The following is a 21,302-nucleotide window of genomic DNA, read 5'->3' on the forward strand; positions in this document are numbered from 1 at the left end:
TGCCCATGATTGAATCGGACACCCGAGGCGCGCCGCGGCCGAAGAGTTAGCGGCAACGCGCCACACGGCCCCAGCGGCCACATCGTAGGTACTACACACATCGTTGAGCGAATAGTTATGTTAGGAGCAGGAATGGAACAGAGGGTCCTCGGGGGAAGATACCTCCTCAAGGATAAGGTGGGGACAGGCGGCATGGCGACCGTCTTCCGTGCGCAGGACCAGGTCCTCGACCGCACGGTAGCCGTCAAGATCATGCTGCCGCAGTATGCTGGCGACGCAACCTTCGCCGCACGCTTTAAGCAGGAGGCCCAGGCAGCAGCCGGTCTCTCCTCCCCCTATATCGTGGGCGTCTACGATTGGGGCAAGGACGGCGACACCTATTACATCGTCATGGAGTACCTGCGCGGCACCGACCTTAAGAGCGGCATCAAGAGCCACGGCGCCCTCGACCCCAAGAAGGTCGCCCAGATCGGCTCGCAGATCAGCTCCGCGCTTTCGGTCGCCCACAAGCACGAGATCATCCACCGCGACATCAAGCCGCAGAACATCATGGTGCTGCCCGACGGCAACATCAAGGTGATGGACTTTGGCATCGCGCGCGCCAAGAACAGCCACCTCACGCAAGACAACAACGTGCTGGGAACCGCCCACTACGTCAGTCCCGAGCAGACCCGTGGTCAGGACCTCGGCCCCACCTCGGATATCTACTCGCTGGGCGTCGTGATGTACGAGTGCGCCACCGGCCGCGTGCCCTTTGACGGTGATGACGCCATCTCAGTCGCACTCAAGCAGGTCAACGAGCTGCCTATTCCGCCGAGTCAGATCAACTCCGGTGTCGACGCCGACCTTGAGCGCATCATCCTCAAGTGCATGGAGAAGGACCCGGCAAACCGCTTCCAGACCGCCGACGAGCTTCGTCAGGTGCTCAACAGCTACCTGTCGGGCCGTGCCGTCAACATCTCGGAGCCCACGCGCATCATCGGTGCACCCGGTGAACTGGGCGCCACCAAGACTCGCGAGCTTTCCGATCAGACGCGCGCCATGGTACGTCCCGTCTCGGGCGTGAGCGGCCAGAATACCGCCCGTAGCTCGGTTTCGGGCTCCACCGGCTCCTACGAGGTCGAAAAGCCCAAATCCAACAAGAACAAGATCATCGCCGCCGTGGTGGCAGCCGTTGCCGTCATCGGTATCGTGGTGGCCTTTGCCACAGGACTCTTTGGCGGCGAGCAGGTCACCGTACCCGATGTGCTGGGCAAGGACCAGCAGACTGCCGTCGAGCAGATCAAGGAAGCCGGCCTCGAGGTCGGCACCATCGACCAAAGCTACAACGACGATATCGACGAGGGCAAGGTCGCCGAGCAGACGCCCAACGGCAAAACCAAGAAGGCCAAGGGCACCAAGGTGAACCTGGTAATCTCCAAGGGCCCCAAGCCCTCCGAGAAGGTTGAGGTTCCCCGGCTTGTCGGCCTGACCAAGGACCAGGCAGAAGCCGCGCTGGCAAGCGTTGGCCTGAAGGGCAACGCCTCCGAGGAGGCCAACGAGGCCGATGAGGGCCAGGTCTTTGAGCAGGGCACCGAACCCGGTAAGGAAGTCGAGAAGGGCACGACCATCTCGTACAAGGTCTCCAGCGGTCCTGACACCACCTCCGTCCCCGATCTGACCGACATGACCGAGGCCCAGGCGCGCAACGCCCTCGATATGGCAGGCTTTGGCGTCGACGTGAGCTACCAGGAGAACGATTCGGTTACCGAGGGCACCGTGATTAGCTGGAACCCCAGCGGCAAGCAGAAGCCTGGCGCCACGATTACCGTCGTCATTGCCAAGAAGTCCGGCAAGGCCAGCGTTCCGGGCAACCTGTACGGCAAGAGCATCTCCGCGGCCGTCACCGCGCTCAACAACGCCGGGTTCTACAACATCGCATTCTGCGATCAGAACGGCAACCCCGTGAGTGGCAACGAAAACGCCACCGTCACGGGCGTCTCCCCCACCGGCAAGCAGTCCACCGACAGCACGATTACGCTGACGGTTGCACTTTCTGGCTCGGGTTCGGGTTCAGGCACGAGCACGGGCGACGATTCCGGTACGACCAACTAGTCGCAACCCAACCGCTCATTACGGCTCTCGCCGCAAACATATTCGCTCACAGGCGCCCGCTTGCTCCCCCAGCAAGCGGGCGCTTCATTTTTGACATGGCATGAATCAGAAGAGCCCGGCACCGTAGCGGTACCGGGCTCGATATTCCTCTGGTGCCCCCGGGCGGATTCGAAAACTCCCCCCGCGGGGAAATGAGTGACGCGGGTGTCGACGGTCCGAATCCTGCCCTTAGACCAGAAGAGCCCGGCACCGTAGCGGTACCGGGCTCGATATTCCTCTGGTGCCCCCGGGCGGATTCGAACCGTCGACACCCGCTTTAGGAGAGCGGTGCTCTATCCCCTGAGCTACGGAGGCATGTTGTACTAGTGTAGCAGATTTGCGCCACTACCATGCAGCGCATAGCCACTCTTCGAGATAGTCGTCTGCGACGTTCTTTAATGACTAGTCGTTTAAGAACGTCCCAGGCGACTAGTCGCCTTTATGGAAGAGGCTTTTGATGACGGAGGGGATGCTCTTGGCGCCCTTGGCCGTCACATCGATAAAGTCGGGCGAACGAACGAGCTTGTCCTCGTCAATGTACTTACGCACCGCGCGAAGCGTTTCCTTGTCATTGCGCGTCGAAAACGTAAAGTGGCCATTCTCTTTGGTAAAGATGGCAAAACGCGTAATCTTCTTGGTGCCGCGCAAAACCTCGGCGGCAATATAGTCGACCTCGTCCCACGGGATTTGGATATAATCCTCGGGATTACGCTCGTTATAGTACTCAAACGCCTTATTGCCCACCATCACGTTACCGTGACTGGTAAGCCCCATCAGGCAGGTTGCCGGCGTTGCCAAATCGACCGTGCTGTTCTGAGATTGCGCCATACGCGCCTCGCCCTCCAATAAAAACAATCGGACCGCATCCAGTGTACCCACCGGGTGCGGTCCGTTTCAATGGCTCAAAAGCCCTTGCCTAGCAACTCTCGGTCTTAAGCCGAAGCGTGCTTACATGAAGCCGCAGACGCGACCGATGATGCCGACGGCGAAGAGAGCCAGGATGATGACGATCGGGCTGACCTTCTTCTTGAGGAGCTTGCAGACCAGAAGGGTCAGGCACACGGCGGCAAGGCCGGGGATGAGCTGATCGAGGTTGGCCTGAAGCGTGGTGACCTTCACCGGGTCGAGTGCGTTGGCACCGACAGAGCTGTACATCGTCAATGCCTGCTTGATGCCCTCAGAACCGGCGGGCAGGTTGGCCCAGTCGATATAGGCGCCAGCGGACTGCGTGACCTTGGAGACGACCGGGGTGAAGGAGATGGACACCCAGCGCTCGACCAGGGCGCCGATGATGAACATACCCAGGATGGAAGCACCCTCGGTGACCTTGCCCATCAGACCGCCGGAGAGGTCCTTGGCGATGGAGGAGCCGACCTTGTAGCCAAACTCCTGCGTGTACCACAGGAAGGCGTAACGGATGATGTTCCACGCGAAGAAGAACAGCAGCGGACCGGCGATGCTGCCGGACAGGGCCAGGGAAGCGCCCAGTGCGCCCAGAATCGGGCGAAGGGTGAACCAGAAGGCGGGGTCGCCGACGCCGGCGAGCGGGCCCATCATACCGACCTTGACGCCCTGAATGGCGACGTCGTCAATCGGAGCACCGTTGGCGCGCTCCTCCTCGAGGGCGAGGGTAACGCCAATGACGGGGGCGGAAACATAGGGGTGGGTGTTATAGAACTCCAGGTGGCGCTTAAGAGCGGCAATCTGGTCATCCTTGCTGGTGTAGAGCTTCTTGATCGCAGGGATCATTGCGAAGCACCAGCCGCCGTTCTGCATACGCTCGTAGTTCCACGAGCCCTGAAGGAACTGATGACGGAAGCAAACCTTCTTACGGTCAGCCTTGGTGAGCTGAATCTTGTTCTCTGCCATATGTATCACTCCCCTCCTACTCGTAATCGTTCAGAATGTCGCCGAGCGGGTCACCGGAGCCACCGCCCATGCCGCCACCCTGCTTGGCCAGATCCTTAAGGCCAAGGTAGATGAGGGCAAGGGAGATGCCGATGAGGCCAAGGGCGATCAGCGTGAGCTGAGGGATGGCAGCAAGGACAAAGCCGAGGATGAAGAACGGCCAGGTCTCCTTGGTGGCCATCATGTTGATGACCATGGCGTAACCGACGGAAGCGACCATGCCGCCGCCGACAGCCATGCCGCCGGACAGCCAATCGGGCATAGCGTTAAGCGCGTTGGTAACGGCCTCGGCCGGGATGATGCACAGAAGTACTGCCGGGATGGCGATACGAACACCCTGCATGAGGATGCCGGCGTACTGCCAACGCTCGATGCCGGCGAAGTCGCCCTTCTCGGCGCAGGCGTCCATGCCGTGAACCATAGCGGTAGCCAGGGTACGGCAGATCATGGTCAGGAACAGACCAGCGACCGACAGCGGGACGGCGACGGCGATGGCGGCGGTAACGGCCTTGGCCGAATCGGTGGCGCCACCGTTGAGGGCGAGCACCATGATGATCGAAGAAGCGACCGAGGCCAGAGCGGCGTCAGGCGCGACGGCGGCGCCGACGTTAGCCCAGCCAAGGGCCATCATCTGGAGCGAACCGCCCAGGAGGATGCCCTCCTGAAGGTGACCGGTTACGAGACCGATAAGCGTGCATGCCACGAGCGGCTGATGGAACTGGAACTCATCCAGAATGCCTTCCATACCGGCAAGCAACGCGACAATCGCAACAAGCAGAATAGTGATTGCAGACATGTATCGGACCCTCCTTTACTATGCTTGAGCGGCCAGTTCGGCCTTAGCTTTCTTCAACATGGCGTCGAGATCCTCGGAGGAATCCGAAGGAACCTTGCGGACCTCGAACTTGACGCCCTTGGCCTTGAGAGCCTCGATGGTCTTGACATCGTCATCGCCCATGGCGACAGCGTTGGTGACGACGACCTTGCCCTTGGAGTGGGCCATGGAACCGATGTTGGCTTCCTTGATGTCGACGCCGGCCTCGATGGCCCTGAGCAGATCCTGCGGGTTCTCGAACAGCAGCATGGCCTTGGTGTCGCCAAAGCGCGTGTCCTTGACGACCTCGGCCATCTTCTTGATGGGCACGACGTTAGCATGGACTCCCGGAGGGGCAGCCTGCTCAATCATGGTCTTGCGGAGCTCGTCGTGAGCAACGCCGTCGGAGACCACGATAATGCGGTTGGGGTTGATCTGCTTGGTCCACGTGGTGGCCACCTGACCATGCAGCAGACGGGTGTCGATACGGACGTGGGCGATCTTGATGTGCCCATCGCCGATGACCGTTCCCGGAGGAATGGCACCCGCAGGAGCAGCGGCGGCCGCAGCCGGCTTCTTCTCCTCGGGCTCCAGAGACTCGGGCTTGACGCGCACGCCGGCCTTAGCCTCAGTCACGAGATGTTTTGCGATCGCATGTGCAGTGTTCTTTGCGTCAAAGCGCTGCGAATATGCCTCGATGAGCATAGGCAGGTTGACACCGGTGACGATAGCCCAGGAATCATGGCCCTCGATGAGACCGCTGATCTGGTTGAAGGGCGTGCCGCCCCACAGATCAACGAGGAAGAGCACCTGCTCCTGGTCCTCGAAGGAAGCGACTGCTTCCTCGACCTTGGCTCGGAAGTCGTCGGGGCCCATGCTCGGCTCGAGCGAGACCACGGCTACAGACGGCTGATCGCCAAAGACCATCGAGCCCGTCTGCTTGATTCCAGCCGCCAAGTCACCATGGCTAGCAAGAACAATACTTACCATCACATAACCTCCTTTTTGTCTACGTATTTCCTACACGACAAAAAAGAGTATAGCCGCAAGCGTGGCTAAATTATAGGAAAAAATGTGAACGGTTGGATTATTTGTTTAAACGTCCTGCTTTGTTACAAGTTGGTTACATCGCTGGTTTTCAGCTATTCCTCGCTAAACATAATTAGTTTGACCATCTTAGAAAACAGATATAAGCACAGCATTCGGCTTATAGGACAAAATGTGTGTCCCGATAGAACATCCGTTTCCATCCATTAATCCAGCCAGAACGGGTACGGGTCCCTGTGGTGGAGGTCCTCCCACACGGCCCTGTCGCCCCACTCCGGCCCTCCGTCCTCGCGCGACGGCGAGGCGGAGTAGACGCTGAACAGGAAGTCGATGTCCGCGTCGGTCGGCATCGCGGCGAGCTTCTCGCGCGCCGTCCTCGAGTCCCCGGAGTGCGCATGGCACCACCAGAACACCGCCTTCACGCGCTTGACCGACGTCAGCCCCCGGCGGTTGCGCAGGACGGCCCTCAGCTGCGAGTTCACCCCTCCCTCGATCATGTTGTTGGTCGACGGCAGCGGTCCGGCCTTGGCCAGGGCGGGGTCGAGGTAGGTGAACAGCGTCCCCGCCGACACCAGCGACGACAGCGACGAGCGCGCCCGCCTCAGCCTCTCGTGGGTGTAGACCCTCCTGCCGTCCACCACGGTCCTGTCCTCCAGGAAGTCGGCCCAGAACCCGCACCAGTCGAGGTAGCGCTCGACCCAGAGCTCGGCCTGGTGCAGCGTCTCGATGCCCATGAGGTCGCGCGCGATGAGGTAGAGCTCGCGCCCCGCCTGGAGCTTCGGCCGCGTCGTCGTGTAGCGCTTGACCTGCGAGAAGGCGTGGAAGGTGCACCTCTGGACCCTGGTGCGCGGCCAGGTCTCGCGCACGGCCTTGGCGAACCCGCTCCCGCCGTCGGTGACGACCACCTCGGGCGCCGGGATCGGTGCCATGAGGGCCGACCACGCCCTCGAGTTCTCCGACCTGGCCATGTACCAGGAGACCACCCTCTCGCCGCTGCAGCATATGAGAACCACGAGGTCGCGCGCGACCCAGATCCCGTCGGCGTAGAGCACGCGGTGGAGCTCGCCGTCGGGGACGGGCATGGGCCAGACCTCCCAGAACTCGGCCGTCCTGCGCCTGAAGGACCGCCCGCCGCCCGGCATCGCGGCCTGCGAGTCCTTCGAGAGGAGCCACCCGAGGAACTCCTCGAGCCTCGCCGCCGTGTCGTCGTACCTCAGCGTCGTCGACGCGCCGCAGGCCGTGCACCTCCACCGCTGGGACCCCGATGAGGTCCTGCCGTTGCGCTTGGTCCGACCGCCGCAGTAGGGGCAATAAACGGCCTTCATGGGCACCTCTTCCGAAAGGGTGTTTAACGGTTCCGGAAAAGGGTATCTACCGGCGGGAACGATAGGCAACCGGACACACATTCTGTCCGGGCGGTTAAAAGCGGGCACGGAATTTAAACGGCTGAAAAAGGGGCATCGACCTGCGCCGATGCCCCTAAAGTGGACACACATTTTGTCCTATAAGCCCAGCATTCATTAATACCGATTTAAATCGGATAAGAACCTGCTTGACTCTTCGATATTTTGTTTAAACAGACGTGACTTGACTAATTTCGTTAGTTATGCTTTAGCAAACCGTCAAAATAGAATAGTCATTGGGGACGTTCTTTAATGACTAGTCGTTTAAGAACGTCCCCAATGACTAAGTTAGGCGATGTGGAGGGGGTTGGCGGCGTCGACGGCATCGGGGGCGTCGGAGAGGCCGTCGGGGGCAGCGTCTGCCGGGTCCTCGTCGGGGGTCTCGATCTGCTTGATCATGACCTCCTGGCCCTGCAGCAGGTATGTCTCGCCGCTGCCGCAATAAGGGCAGGTCTTGCCGTGCTCGACCGTCGCGTAGTCGCGGCCGCACGCCTCGCAATGTGTCACGGCTTCAACGGGCTCCACGATAAGCTCCGAGCCCTCGGTGATAGGCTTTTTATCCGCTGCCCAGCGCCAAGCGTCGAGCAGCAAGTCGGGAACGACGCCCGAGACCTCGCCCAACAGCAACGTCACGCTCGAAACGCGACTTACGCCGTTGGCGCGAGCCACATTCTCGACATCGCGAATGATGTGATAGACGATTCCCAATTCATGCAAGGCGAAACCCTTTCTGCAGAGGTTGATTCGATGCAAACTCAAAGCAAGGGGACGGCGAAATCTAGTCTGCGCCGTCCCCTTACCCGCCATGGTTACCTATTTTCGACCGAACTTAATCTTGATGGCGCGCTTCAAAGCATACTTGCCCAGGCTTGGGAGCTTTTGCTCGTATTTGACCATCGTTGAGCACTCGGGGCGGTCGCGATCCAGATGGATGGCGTCGAATGCGCACTTGGTGGTGCACAGGCCGCAGCCGATGCACTTGTTGGGGTCGACGATCGAGGCACCGCAACCCAGGCAACGGGCGGTCTCGGCGCGCACCTGCTCCTCGGTAAAGGTCTCGACGTACTCGCTAAACGGCGCGGCCTTCTCGCGCTCGCGGTCCACATGGGCAACCTCGCGGCTCGCGTTGTCGTAGCTCTCGATCACGACGTCGTCGCGGTCAAGCGCGGTGTAGCGGCGCTGGTTGCGGCCGATCGTGAGCGTGGAGCCCGGCTGCACAAAGCGGTGGATGGACACGGCGGCCTCGTGACCGGCGGCGATGGCATCGATGGCAAAACTCGGACCGGTGTAGACGTCGCCGCCCACAAAGATGTCTGGCTCGGCGGTCTGGTAGGTCCGAGGATCGGCAAGGGCACCCTGACCGCGGCCAAGCTCCACCTTGGAGCCAGCCAGCAGGTCGCCCCACACAATGGACTGGCCGATGGACATGACCACGCGGTCGGCATCGACACGACGCAGGTCGTTCTCGTCGTACTCGGGCGCAAAACGGCCCTCGTCGTCAAAGACACGCGTGCAGCGCTTGAAGGTGATGCCGCGCACATGACCGGCCTCGTCCAGGTGAACCTCCTTGGGGCCCCAACCGCAGCTGATGTGCACGCCGTCCTCGATGGCCTCGCGACGCTCCTCCTCGCTGGCGGGCATCTGGGCCTCACTCTCCAGGCAGAACATCTCAACGTGCTCGGAACCCAAACGGCAGGCGTTGCGCGCGACATCGATAGCAACGTTGCCGCCGCCCACCACAATGGTGCGGCCGGGCAGCGCGTCGATCTTGCCGCTGTTAACCTCGCGAAGGAAGTCGACGGCCACGGTCACGTCCTCGGCATCCTCGCCCGGAATGCCGGCAAGGCGGCCGCCCTGGCAGCCAATGGCAACGTAGAAGGCCTTAAAGCCCTGCGCGCGCAGCTCGTCGAGCGTCACGTCGCGACCGACTTCCACGCCATAGCGGAACTCGGCACCCATCAGGCGAATAACCTCGACCTCGGCCTCGATAACATCCTTCTGCAGCTTAAAGCTGGGAATGCCGTAGGTGAGCATGCCGCCCGGGCGCTCATTCTTCTCGAACACGACGGGTTTGTAGCCCTTCTCGGCCAGGTAGAAAGCGCAGGACAGACCGGCCGGACCGGCGCCGATGATGGCGATCTTCTGGTCGAAGCCGCCGGCACGCGTCGGGGTCACCACAGGTGGGACATAGCGGGTCGCGGCGTCCAGATCGCGCTGGGCGATAAACTTCTTGACCTCGTCGATGGCCACGGCCTCGTCCACGCGACCACGGGTGCAGGCGTCCTCGCAGCGGCGGTTGCACACACGGCCGCAGATAGCGGGCAGCGGGTTCTCGCGCTTAATGAGTGCCAGTGCCTCGTCATAGCGACCCTGAGCCGCGAGCTTCAAATAGCCCTGAACGGCGACATGCGCGGGGCAAGCCGTCTTGCAGGGCGCGGTGCCGGACTCATGCGTCTCGATGCGGTTGTCATTGCGGTAGTTGGGCGACCACTTGGTGTGGTCCCACTTGGTAGCGTCGGGCAGCTCCTGGCGCGGATACTCGGGCACCTGTCCGCCGGCCTTTTTGCTGCAGAGCTTCTGGCCCAGCTTGGCGGCGCCGGCCGGGCACACCTCAACGCAGCGACCGCAGGCCACGCACTTGTCCTTCTCGACCTTGGCGACATAGGCCGAGCGCGACAGGTTGGGCGTGTTGAACAGCTGCGAGGTGCGCAGGGCGTAGCACACGTTGACGTTGCAGTTGCAGATGGCGAAGATTTTGTTCTCACCGTCAATGTTGGTGATCTGGTGCACAAAGCCGTTGTCCTCGGCCTGGCGCAAGATGTCGTAAACCTCGTCGCGGGTCACGTAATGGCCACGATCGGTCTCGACCACGTAGTCGGCCATATCGCCCACGGCAATGCACCAGTCGGCCGGGTCATCGGCGCAGCCCTCGCCCATCACGCGACGGCTCGCGCGGCAGCTGCAGGTGCTGGCGGCATACTTACCCTCGTATTTGTCGAGCCAATGCTCGATATGCTCAATAGGCACCGAGGTGCTTGCGGCGTCAATGGCCTTCTCGACCGGAATGACGTGCATGCCGATACCGGCGCCTCCGGGCGGCACCATCGGCGTGGCGCGGGACAGCGGGCCCTTGGATGCCTGTTCAAAGAACTTGGCATAGACCGGGTGCTCCTCGAGCTGGCTCACGCGCATGTTGAGGAACTCGGCGGAACCCGGCACCAGCATGGGCAGCACCCACTGCTTGGCGCGCTCGGGGTTTTCCCAGTTGTACTCGAGCAGACCCGTGTAGCTCATGTCGTCGAGCATCTTCTCGATATCGGCTTCGGGCATGCCGGTGAGCTTGACCATCTCGGGCAGCGTATAGGGACGGCGCATCTTCATCTTGCAGAGCACTTCGGCCTGCTCGTCGGTTGCGGCCTCGGCAAACGACCAGTACTCGTAGCCCAGCAGCTCGTCGCGATGCAGCAGACGGTTGGTGCAGTGCTCGCACAGCTTGACGATTGCCTCGCGCGGATGCTCCGGCAGCGGCGGCACGAACTCCGAACCGATATCGGGCTCGGTGTAGCTAATTCCCGGTCCGTTGAGAATCATGGTTGTCCCTTCTCTTGCCGCAGCCCGACGAGGCCGCGGCACCCCTCTTTTTTTGCAGGCCGGGCATGCCCCCATGCCGTTCACCCGCCATTGTTGACATTGTGTCAAAAATAGTATTGACGAACCGTCAACAATATTCAAGACTGTTAGGCGAACGGTCCGGCAAAAGAGGATGAAAGGCGGCAAAACATGGGCAACAACGCAGCAGGTACCTCTGTGGTCGATGCCGTCCCCGCATCCGATAGCGCGGCAAAGCGCCTGACGGGCGACGAACGCCGTCGCGAGATCCTCGATGCCGTGCGCACCGTAAGCTCCGAGTTGGGCGTGTCCCACCTATCGGTATCGGCTGTGACCAAGCGAGCCGGCTGCACGCGTTCATTGTTCTACCACTACTTTGCCGATATGGACGCCGCCGTCACCGCTGTCATGGACGAGGCAATCGACGGCTTTATCTCCGAGCTCGAGCAGTGGAACGCCGGCCGCACCGTCGGCGATATCGAGGGCGCGCTCGACACCGTCGCCCCGCTCTTTAAGCGTCTGGTCGCCAGCGGCCACGAACTGCCGAGTACGCTCACCTCAAGCAGTGGCGCGCTCTACGGCGGCTTTTTGCACAACGTGGTTCAGCGAGTGGCTCAGTACATCTGCGACACCACCGTGGTGGATTTTGTCGCCCATCATGAGCTACGCATCGACCATGTCTACGAGACGTTCTACACCCTCATCATGGGACTGTTGATGTATATCCGCACGCACCCCGATGTGCCCGACGAGACGGTCAAGGAAATCATCGCCTCGACACTCCACATCGAGGGCTATACCGCCAAGTATCCGGAGCGCAAGCCCCAGAACTGACGACATTTGGCCAAACTGCCCGCGATCGGAAGAGGGGCCGCGGGCGTGTGAAAGGAGAGCAGCATGCTGTTCGATGTTTGGGGTAGCGATACCCTTATCCACTGGGCCGGCTGGGCCATGGTCTTTATTGGCCTGATCGTGCTCAACGAGGTCGGCCGCCGCACCAAGCTGGGCGCGGCCATCATCTTTGGCGTGGCTCCGCTGGCCATGACCATCTACTGCGTCGCCATCGCCATCGGCGTCTCACAAGGCGCCGAGTGGGCGCTCACCAACCCCACCCATGTGTACCAGAACAGCTGGTTCCACTACGCCAAGGTATACGCGGCGCTGGCCGGTTGCTGGGGCTTCATCGCCATTAAGTATCAGTGGGGCAAGATCGGCAAGGCGCATTGGTTCCGCGCATGGCCGTTTGTGATCGTCGCCATCAACATCATGATCGCCGTCGTGTCCGACTTCGAGAGTGCCTATCACTTCTTTGTCCTGGGCCAGTCCACCTGGGTCACCTCCGAAGGTGCTACGCAGCTGGCCGGCTGGAACAACGTGTTCAACGGCATCGCCGGTATCATCAACATCTTCTGCATGACCGGTTGGTGGAGCGTCTACGCCTCCGAGGACAAGACCGACATGCTGTGGCCCGACATGACCTGGGTCTACATCATCGCCTACGATATCTGGAACTTCTGCTACACCTACAACTGCCTGCCCACCCACTCCTGGTTCTGCGGCTTTGCGCTGCTGCTGGCGCCCACCGTCGCCGCCTTTATCTGGAACAAGGGCGGCTGGATCCAGAACCGCGCCTTTACGCTGGCCATTTGGTGCATGTTTGCCCAGGTGTTCCCCTACTTCCAGGAGGAGTCCATCTTTGTGACCCACTCCACGCTCGACCCCGGCGCCGCTACCGCGGTCTCGATCGCCGCACTGGTCGCCAACATCGCCGCGATTATCTACGTCGCCTACCGTGCCAAGAAGCTCGGCCGCAATCCCTACAAGCAGGATGTCTTTGAGGGCACCAGCGATTGGGAGAAGGCTACCGCTCGCCGCGCCAAGGTTGATTACGCACACGCCGAGTAACGTGTTTATTCCGCCCACATTTGGATGTAGGCAAGCTTAGCCGACGCCACAATCGCGCGTCATGCGCAGCCCCGGAAAGCGATTCGCCCGCTTTCCGGGGCTTTTTGTTGTTGCGCGCATTCACGCACGATATGCAAAACCTCTCTCACAGATAAAATCAGATTTCCAACCGACTGACAGCCCTATGTGACCCCAATTTTGGGTACATTGTTGTCCCGATATTGAGCTTGGGGGATATATGAAAGATGAGACGATGGGCCAAGAGGATGCGGTCCAAGATGCAGAAGCGTGTGCCGAGGCCCTGGAGAGCCTAGACCAGATCGCGCTGGCCGAGATTGCGTTTGACGATTCGAGCGTTGATGCGCAGGATGAGCCGGAAGCCGGGACGCAGTCCGATGGTAAGGATGCAGACGACGTTGAGCCTACCGAAGATGAGGTAGATCACGAAGACACCGAATGTGAGGCCGACGACCAGACCGAATCTGACATGAGCGAGGAAACCATCTTGCTCGACAGCTTGCCGGCCGAAGATTCGCTGACCCGCGAGCTCCCTGGCTTAGGCTCTGCGCCTGCCGTGGACGAGACCATCGCCATGGGCGATATTCCCCTACCGTCCGTTCCTTCGGCACGCGAGGCCGAGGTTCGCCATCGCAAGATGTCGCCCAAGCGCCGCAACCTGATGGTTGCCGGCGTTGTGGCCGTCGCGCTCGTCGCCGGCGGCGCAGGCTATGCTGCCTGGAACGGATATCAGCAAGAGCAGGCTGCCACTGTCGCCGCCAATGCCCACACGATGATGTCGGTGCAGATTGGCGTACATGCCGCAGGGCTCGACTGTTCCGCCGGCTCCAAGATTCCCGTACAAGTGAGTGGCCAGGATTCTGACGGATCCTCCGTGAGCGAAACACTCTATGTTGACGAGCATGGCCGTGGCATCAAACTGCTACCCGGTGACTACACGCTCTCCATTGCCGCCTCCCCCATCGCGTCCGACGGCACCGTCTATACCGTGCCGACCACCAAGGCGCAGGTCACGATCAAGAGCGACGGACAGGACCTAAGCAGCCAGGCCGCCTTTAAGCTCAAGGTGCCTTCGGCCGACACGGTAACCGACGACCAGATCGATGCCGCCGCCAAATATGCCGAGGAGGGAGGCGCGAGCTCCGCCGCCACCGCCAAGGTGCTCCAGCAGGCGGCAACCGCGCGGCGCGACGCCGCCGTCAATGCCGTGAGCGCGCAAAAGGCACAGGCGGCCCGTGATGCCGACGCCCGTCACAAGGCAACCGACCTCTACCAGCTCGATATCCCCGTCGAGTGGTACGGCAAGGTCGAGACTTGGCAAAATGGCAGCACGCTATGCATCTATCTTGCCGGCGACAGCGATACGCCGATTGTGACGCTCGTCGCGGTGCGCGAGGGCGAGAGCTTTACGCCCGATGAGGGCGATACGGTTTTGGGTGCGGCCAACCTAGGCAACGGTTACACCGTCTACGCCAGCGGCCCCATCTATCCGTACGTGGTGCCCCAGACCATCAACGGACGGACGCAGAATCCCGTGTCAACCTACCCCATGGACACGGCCATTGAGCTTGTCGAGCTTACGACCGGCAACCGCTATACGTATAGCCAGATCAAGAACGTACTGGTCGGCAAAGACGGCAAAGCCGACGCCGCGACCAAACTCGAATGCGACTACATCGCCCAGATTCTGCTGCCGAGCATCAAGGCCCAGGACTAGCCGGGCGCATCATGGTACTCCCCAACCGTGATGAAGGGGCCAGGAGGTCCTGGCCCCACAGATCCGTAGATGATTAGGCAAGGAGCCACTTCCATGCGGGCACAGCGTGTACCACACCGTGTTCACATGGAATATCGGCCTGTTCATCCATAGTAACGATTACCGACTCGCCAAGATCAAACTGGGCCATCGAGGCATCGAGGGCTGCAATTTCGCGTTCGCGCGTTTTCTCGCTTGCCATATCCACACTCACCTGAGTCAGGCTATAAGCCTGCATGAGAAGTGCATCCCCAGCCACAAAGTCAACCTCATGGCTTTTATTCTTCTCCTTGACCAGTAGGCGGCAGACCGAACCGACCCGCACCGCAGGAGTCCTTCTTCTGAGCGCATTGAACACCGCAGTCTCGAGCCTCTGGCCCTGGTCCAATGCCGATGCGGGAGAGAATGCTCCAAACATCGCAGGATCGACAGCGTAGACTTTAGACGCAGACCGCGTATTATTTGCAAGTGAACGCGTAAACTCCGGCACAGAAAACAGCAGGTAGGCGTCCTCGTAATACTCAAGTAAGTCGCTGAGCGAATTACGACTGACGGGTATCTGCCTGCTCTTGAACTCGTTGTACACCTTGTTCACCGACAGCTCTCGTCCCGAAGATGCCATACACCGCGTCAGAAACAGTGAGGCCAAACGAGGGCTCTTGACGTCGTAACGCTCCACAACGTCCATAGCGACCGTTCGCGACGCATATTCCTGTAGCAGCTGAATCGCGTCTGCGGGCGTCTGCTCAAGTGTCGCGATGAATCCCCCTCGCTCGAGATATCCGACCAGATGGTGTCGGAGCAACGCTGCAGCGCTTGAGGAGAAGGGCGCGTTCGACTCAGGAACGCTCCCCGTCTTATATCGGACGTATTCCGAAAAACTCAACGGAAACAGCTCTCGCACAAGAGAGCGGCCCCTGAACTCGCTCTTAAGTTCCGAGGACAGCATCTTAGAAGAAGATCCCGTCACGTAGACGGTCGCTTTCTCCGTATCGACCACACGCCGCAGAAACGCACCCCATTCGGGAATTTCCTGGATTTCATCGAAGAAAATGTAGGCACCCTCGGTTCGAGCAGCAGGATATAGCGCATAGAATGTATCGAGCACGTCCGCTAGCAGCGACGGCTCATACGGACGCAAGCGCTCATCCTCACAATTGAAATAAAGCATCCGGTCAAGGTCGATACCTTGACCCTGAAGCCGCTGCATCTCCTGATACAGGCGATACGTCTTTCCACAACGACGGGCTCCCACAATCACATTTACGATGTTGTCGCGCTTGGGTTCCTGCGGGTTTCCCAGATCAAGGTCGCGCTCAAAGACCTGTGGAACTCCTTGTTGCTCAAAGTCCTTTATTTTCTGGGCCACCAAGTCGTTGAATGCCATGATTCTCCAATCTTGCTTATATGCTAATCAAGATTATATCGATTCTTGATTAGCAGGAGAGCAAGATTTATGCGTATCTTGATTAATTGGTAAGCAAATTTTTCTGTTACTGGTCTCCCGGAGGATGTCGAACGGCTGAGGAGCCACCAAGCTCGAGAGAATGATTTTTCTGGGACGGGGATTTAATAATCATTTTGTACCGAATGATTATTAAATCCCCGTCCCAGAAAAATCATCAGGCAGGCGGGAGGGGGCAAAAGTAGCTAAAAAAGCCCCGTCCCAAATGAGCTACTTAGCGCCAGGGGTCGGCTTCGAAGAGGGGCTCGCGCTCGGGGCGGCGATCGCTGTAGGGATCGTAGCCGTCGTCGTCCTCGTTCTCGGCGCGAATATAGGGGTCGCGCGGCTTGGGCGCCGGCTTGGACGTGGGCCTGGGCGCCGGCGCGCTTGTCTTGATCTCGTCTTTCATCTGCATAGCTCCTTACATCGCATCCGTTCGGCATCATCGATTGTCGCACGAAAAAGGGCGGCGGACCCAATGGATCCGCCGCCCTTGGCGTTTAGAGACGGCTGGTAGATTTTAAGGCATATCCCAAAAATCTACTCGGCGTCGGGGACCTCGTAGGTGGCCGCCGGCGTGTTATCGCACACGACGGTAAAGCCGCCGTCCTTGTCGACATCGACTGTCACCTGATCGCCCTCGCGCACCGTGCCGTCGATGATAGCGGCGGCGATGGCATCCACGACCTCGCGCTGAACCAGACGCTTGAGCGGACGGGCGCCAAAGACCGGGTCCAGGCCGCCCATGGCGAGCATCTGCTTGGCCGCCGGGGTGATGGCAAGCGTCATGCGCTCCTTGGCCAGACGCGCGCGGACGTCGGCGAGCTGGATGTCGACGATCTTCTCGATCTGCGCCATGCCGAGCGGATGGAACACCACGATATCGTCGATACGGTTGAGGAACTCGGGGCGGAAGGTTTGAGCCATGGCCCCGTCAACCTGATGGCGCATCTCCTCCTCGTCCTTGCCGGACAGATCGGCGATAGCCTTGGAACCCACGTTGGACGTCATGATGATAATCGTGTTCTTGAAGGACACTTGGCGACCCTGGCCATCGGTCAGACGGCCGTCGTCGAGCACCTGCAATAGCACGTTAAAGACATCCGGATGAGCCTTCTCCATCTCGTCGAGCAAGATCACGGAGTACGGACGACGGCGCACGGCCTCGGTGAGCTGGCCGCCCTCGTCGTAGCCCACGTATCCCGGAGGCGCACCGATCAGACGCTGGACGCTGAACTTCTCCATGTACTCGGACATGTCGATACGCACGAGCGCGCGCTCGTCGTCGAACAGGCACTCGGCCAGTGCCTTGGCGAGCTCGGTCTTGCCCACGCCGGTGGGGCCCAGGAAGAAGAAGCTGCCGATGGGCTTGTCCGGATCGGAGAGGCCCGCACGGCTGCGGCGCACGGCCGCGGCTACAGCGGAGACGGCCTCGTCCTGACCGATAACGCGCTTATGCAGCTCGCCCTCCAAGCCCTTCAACTTGTCGAGCTCGCCCTGCATCATCTTGGACACGGGCACACCGGTCCAGGCGCTCACGACCTCAGCGATCTCATCGGAGGTCACCTGTTCGTTGAGGCCCTCGCCGTCCTGCTGCTTTTGCGCCTCGAGCGCAGCCTCGGAATCCTGAATCTGCTGCTGCAGACCCGGGATCACAGAATAGCGAAGCTCGGACGCACGGCCCAGATCGCCGTTGCGCGTCGCGCGCTCCTCTTCGCTCTTGGCCGCGTCAAGCTGGCCCTTAAGCTCCTGCACGTGGTCGATGGCGTTCTTTTGGTTGAGCCAGCCGGCCTTTTGCACGTTGAGCTTTTCCTGGACTTCGGCAATCTCTTGGCGCAGAGCCTCCAAACGCTCCTTAGAGGCGTCGTCGGTCTCTTTCATGAGCGCCTGTTCCTCGATCTGCAGCTGGGTGAGCTGACGCGTGGTGGCGTCGATCTCGACCGGCATGCTGTCGAGTTCCATGCGCAGGCGGCTCGCGGCCTCATCGACCAGGTCGATAGCCTTGTCGGGCAGGAAGCGGTCGGCGATGTAGCGGTCGGAGAGGTCGGCGGCAGCCACGAGCGCGCTATCGGTGATGTGTACGCCGTGGAAGATCTCGTACTTCTCCTTCAGGCCACGCAGGATTGAAATGGTGTCCTCGACGGTAGGCTCGCTGACCATCACGGTCTGGAAACGACGGGCGAGCGCCGCGTCCTTCTCGATGTACTTGCGGTACTCGTCGAGCGTGGTCGCGCCGATCGCGTGCAGGTCGCCACGAGCGAGCGCCGGTTTGAGGATGTTGCCGGCGTCCATGGAGCCCTCGGTGGCACCCGCGCCCACGATGGTATGGAGCTCATCGATGAACAGGATGACCTTGCCTTCGGATTTTTGCACTTCCTTGAGCACGGCCTTCAAGCGGTCCTCGAACTCGCCGCGGTACTTGGCGCCGGCGACCAGCGCGCTCATGTCGAGCTCGATGAGGTCGCGGTCGCGCAGGGTGCTCGGTACGTCGCCGGCCACGATTCGCTGAGCAATGCCCTCGACGATGGCCGTCTTGCCGACGCCCGGCTCGCCGATAAGCACGGGGTTGTTCTTGGTGCGGCGGGACAGAACCTGAATAGTACGACGGATCTCGTCGGTACGGCCGATGACCGGGTCGAGCTTGCCGGCGCGAGCCAGATCGCAGATGTTGCGACCGTACTGCTCCAACGCCTCAAACTGCGTCTTGTCCTCGGCAGACGTCACGCGGTCATCGCCGCGCAGTTCCTCGTAGACTTGCTCGATGCGCTCCTTGGTCACGCCGGCGTCACGCAGCACGCGACCCGCCTCACCCTTGTCCTCGGCAAGTGCCATCAGCAGATGCTCGGTCACCACAAAGCTGTCGCCCATCTTGGTGGCCTTTTTCTCGGCCTTCTCGATCACGCGAACGAGCTCGTTGGACAGGCCCATCTGCTGACCCTCGCCCGACACCTTGGGCGCATGGTCGATGGCATCTTGTGTGGAGCGTGCGAGCTGAGCCGGGTCGGCACCGATGCGCTCGATGATCACGGAGATATTGCGCTCGCCGGCACCAAGCAGGGCGGACAGCAGGTGAATCGGCTCCACCGCGCCGGCCTGCGCGTCGGCAGCCGTGCTCATGGCGGTCTGCAGCGCCTCGCGCGACGTCATTGCTAGCTTATCGATTCTCATGGAATCACCTCTCTTGGGGCGGCCGCCCTACGGGGCGGCTTCACGTTGTTCGAGAAGTATTGTTGCCAGCTTTGTACGATCTTATACACAAATCTAAGTCTCTATATATAAGATTTTCTGAGTGATTGATGGATAGGGGCAGGCACGCTCACCCACTGCGGCCTCGTCCCCTAACTATCTCGATCTGAAACATCTATCGACCGTTTCCGGCTCCAGATGTTATAGATCGAGACGAATTGTTCAGCGGCGCCCGTTTGTCTCAATCTGTAACATCTAGTCGGCAAATAGGGCTCTATCTGTTACAAATCGAGACGAACGAAGACACCTGAGTCGAAAATCTAAATCTGTAACACCAGGCCCACTTTTAGCGGCCAAGATGTTACAGATCGAGACAAACCGAGAACTACTACAAAGGGGACAGGCACCTTTGTGGTGGTCGCGGTCTCTACTCCTTCGCCGAACCCGTACTTCCCGATTCGACGGTCCAGGGCATCTCATCCTCGAACAGCCATGTACGGGCAGACCCACTATCGCGTGCAGTCTGCGGGTCAGGCAAGCAGGTCTGTTTATAGGCATCTTGGATACACTGACCCATAAAATCGTTGAGCTCGGTCTGGTCGCCCTCCATGACATAGGCGACATCGCCGTCCATGATGTAGATGCCCGGACCCTCATTGCCCTCGTAGCCCGGATCGTACGAGACATCACATAACTTTGCGCCGTTTGCAGTGTCCAGCTCGATGGACGAGTGGCATCCGCCAACCATGTCGTTCGCTTTTGCCCGATAGGACGCATATCCGTACCAACGCTTAAATGTTTTGCCCTTGAGTAGCTCGGACGCCCTATCGATCAGGCTTGTATCCGTGGTATAGCGCATGGCCCCAAGCTGAATACGCGGATAATTACTAATACCCAGCACAGCCGGCTGCTCATCAAAATCAACGGTAATGGTCTCGGGCTTGTCGTCGCCGGTCAGAAGTTCGACAGATTGAGTCACAGGCTTGACCACCGGCTCCGTCACCGCAGCAGGTAAAAACGCCATGCCAACAGCGCCCATGCCAACCACCGTGATCGCAAGCGCCAAAACAATCAATCCAATACGGGCAGGACTTCTCACAGCAAAGCACCTCGCAACGCAAACCTTCGCTACCTGCACTAATGATATCGCCAGCCAGCATTATTACCAAAAGAAGCCGCGCGCTCCTCACCACCACAAAGGGGACAGGCACCTTTGTGGTGGTTTTCGACGCTAACGGTCGACCATCTCGCGCCATGAGATTAAACTTGAATTGTTCTCTGAACATATCCATTTCTGCCTATCCTCAACAGATCTTTGTCTCGAGGAGCGCATATGAAGCCGTCTCATTCCACCGGTCGCAACGTCATCGCCATTCTCGCCATACCCATCGTGATGCTCTTCCTTATCGTCGCCACGCCCTTTTCCCTTGGCATCGCCTCGCCCTTCGATTTATGCGGAATGGTCGACGCCGGCTCGCGTGCCACCTCGCTCTCCTTTATCTGTCGCGGCGTGTTCTACGAAGATGGAATTCCCACCGGAATTTGGCGGTCAAAGTTACCGCTGCTCGGAACGATTGATGGATGCTTCCCCTATTTCAGCCTTGAACCTCAGACGATGAATTATTTGATCGACGACCAGCCACTCGACTCCATCACCCTCGCCTACGACTACGCACCAAACACCGATGAGCGCCACATGAACCAAGTCCTCGACAAGATGCTTGGACAGTGCGGGCTCACCGAGGAGGCCGGTCGAGCCATCTATAGCAACCAGAAATTAAAGCGAACAGAACTCCGCCGTGTCGGAAAAATCAAAGGGCGAAACGGGGCCGCCTACTGGGATGCCTGGGCAACACGCGACAAGGGCGAATTCGGACACAGCACCTATATAGTCACTGTCTACACCAAAGACGGAATTAAGGACAATGTTGACGATTTCGCGTCATCCAAACTCGGCATCCCCAAAACAACCAAGACTCCCGGCTTGGATGAAATCCTGTAGGGACGCCCATTAACATGCCGCTCAACGATCACAACAACATCGAGCTAGTCCCCACCACCACAAAGGTGCCTGTCCCC

General features: G+C 60.0%; 16 protein-coding genes and 1 tRNA gene. 5 read left to right on the plus strand and 12 right to left on the minus strand.

What is annotated here, in order from left to right:
• Window positions 1-132 precede the first annotated feature (132 nt).
• Window positions 133-2,094, plus strand: coding sequence for a Stk1 family PASTA domain-containing Ser/Thr kinase (gene pknB / locus DWY05_RS05875; RefSeq protein WP_117797276.1), 1,962 nt, complete (start codon window positions 133-135; stop codon window positions 2,092-2,094).
• A 278-nt stretch (window positions 2,095-2,372) separates the two neighbouring features.
• Here pknB and DWY05_RS05880 read toward each other — a convergent pair.
• The 8 genes from DWY05_RS05880 to DWY05_RS05915 form a co-directional block, all read right to left on the minus strand.
• Window positions 2,373-2,448: transfer RNA gene (locus tag DWY05_RS05880), tRNA-Arg, on the minus strand.
• A 114-nt stretch (window positions 2,449-2,562) separates the two neighbouring features.
• Window positions 2,563-2,961 carry a DUF956 family protein gene (locus DWY05_RS05885; RefSeq protein ID WP_117736764.1) on the minus strand — a complete coding sequence of 133 codons (399 nt, stop codon included), beginning with the start codon at window positions 2,959-2,961 and terminating at the stop codon, window positions 2,563-2,565.
• 120 nt (window positions 2,962-3,081) lie between these two features.
• Complete coding sequence (locus tag DWY05_RS05890; protein ID WP_117564942.1) at window positions 3,082-4,002, minus strand: PTS system mannose/fructose/sorbose family transporter subunit IID; 921 nt, start codon at window positions 4,000-4,002, stop codon at window positions 3,082-3,084.
• Window positions 4,003-4,018: 16 nt separating this feature from the next.
• A complete protein-coding gene (locus DWY05_RS05895; RefSeq protein ID WP_089573274.1) occupies window positions 4,019-4,837 on the minus strand; it encodes a PTS mannose/fructose/sorbose transporter subunit IIC in 819 nt (272 codons plus the stop codon).
• An 18-nt stretch (window positions 4,838-4,855) separates the two neighbouring features.
• Window positions 4,856-5,845 (minus strand): PTS sugar transporter subunit IIB, encoded by a 990-nt coding sequence (locus DWY05_RS05900; RefSeq protein ID WP_117637934.1) that lies wholly within the window; start codon window positions 5,843-5,845, stop codon window positions 4,856-4,858.
• 263 nt (window positions 5,846-6,108) lie between these two features.
• Complete coding sequence (locus DWY05_RS05905) at window positions 6,109-7,227, minus strand: IS1249 family transposase (RefSeq protein ID WP_117837221.1); 1,119 nt, start codon at window positions 7,225-7,227, stop codon at window positions 6,109-6,111.
• Between the two features lie 366 nt (window positions 7,228-7,593).
• A complete protein-coding gene (locus tag DWY05_RS05910; protein WP_117820980.1) occupies window positions 7,594-8,022 on the minus strand; it encodes a hydrogenase maturation nickel metallochaperone HypA in 429 nt (142 codons plus the stop codon).
• Between the two features lie 96 nt (window positions 8,023-8,118).
• Window positions 8,119-10,896 (minus strand): FAD-dependent oxidoreductase, encoded by a 2,778-nt coding sequence (locus DWY05_RS05915; RefSeq protein WP_199409580.1) that lies wholly within the window; start codon window positions 10,894-10,896, stop codon window positions 8,119-8,121.
• Window positions 10,897-11,085: 189 nt separating this feature from the next.
• On the opposite strand from DWY05_RS05915, the gene DWY05_RS05920 reads away from it, so the two are divergent.
• The 3 genes from DWY05_RS05920 (at window position 11,086) to DWY05_RS05930 (ending at window position 14,554) form a co-directional block, all read left to right on the plus strand.
• The gene (locus tag DWY05_RS05920; RefSeq protein WP_117820979.1) at window positions 11,086-11,748 is read left to right on the plus strand and encodes a TetR/AcrR family transcriptional regulator; all 663 of its coding nucleotides are present in this window, start codon (window positions 11,086-11,088) and stop codon (window positions 11,746-11,748) included.
• Window positions 11,749-11,811: 63 nt separating this feature from the next.
• Window positions 11,812-12,819, plus strand: a complete 1,008-nt coding sequence (locus DWY05_RS05925) for a DUF5692 family protein (protein WP_117820978.1) — start codon at window positions 11,812-11,814, stop codon at window positions 12,817-12,819.
• A 238-nt stretch (window positions 12,820-13,057) separates the two neighbouring features.
• Entirely contained in the window at window positions 13,058-14,554 is a 1,497-nt protein-coding gene (locus tag DWY05_RS05930) for a hypothetical protein (RefSeq protein WP_117820977.1), read from the plus strand.
• A gap of 73 nt (window positions 14,555-14,627) precedes the next feature.
• Here the strand turns inward: DWY05_RS05930 and DWY05_RS05935 are convergent, their stop codons facing one another.
• The 4 genes from DWY05_RS05935 to DWY05_RS05945 all read right to left on the minus strand — a co-directional run bounded on the left by DWY05_RS05935 (window position 14,628) and on the right by DWY05_RS05945 (window position 20,322).
• Window positions 14,628-15,980, minus strand: a complete 1,353-nt coding sequence (locus DWY05_RS05935) for an ATP-binding protein (RefSeq protein WP_117820976.1) — start codon at window positions 15,978-15,980, stop codon at window positions 14,628-14,630.
• A 292-nt stretch (window positions 15,981-16,272) separates the two neighbouring features.
• Window positions 16,273-16,446: a hypothetical protein gene (locus tag DWY05_RS10020; RefSeq protein WP_192934549.1), complete on the minus strand. Its 174-nt coding sequence runs from the start codon at window positions 16,444-16,446 to the stop codon at window positions 16,273-16,275.
• A gap of 131 nt (window positions 16,447-16,577) precedes the next feature.
• Window positions 16,578-19,205, minus strand: coding sequence for an ATP-dependent chaperone ClpB (clpB, locus tag DWY05_RS05940; protein ID WP_117820975.1), 2,628 nt, complete (start codon window positions 19,203-19,205; stop codon window positions 16,578-16,580).
• A 445-nt stretch (window positions 19,206-19,650) separates the two neighbouring features.
• Window positions 19,651-20,322 (minus strand): hypothetical protein, encoded by a 672-nt coding sequence (locus DWY05_RS05945; RefSeq protein ID WP_147335206.1) that lies wholly within the window; start codon window positions 20,320-20,322, stop codon window positions 19,651-19,653.
• Window positions 20,323-20,556: 234 nt separating this feature from the next.
• On the opposite strand from DWY05_RS05945, the gene DWY05_RS05950 reads away from it, so the two are divergent.
• Complete coding sequence (locus DWY05_RS05950; RefSeq protein ID WP_117820973.1) at window positions 20,557-21,225, plus strand: hypothetical protein; 669 nt, start codon at window positions 20,557-20,559, stop codon at window positions 21,223-21,225.
• Window positions 21,226-21,302 lie beyond the last annotated feature (77 nt).

It is taken from the genome of Collinsella sp. AF23-4AC, from assembly GCF_003462685.1.
Taxonomy (GTDB): Bacteria; Actinomycetota; Coriobacteriia; order Coriobacteriales; family Coriobacteriaceae; genus Collinsella.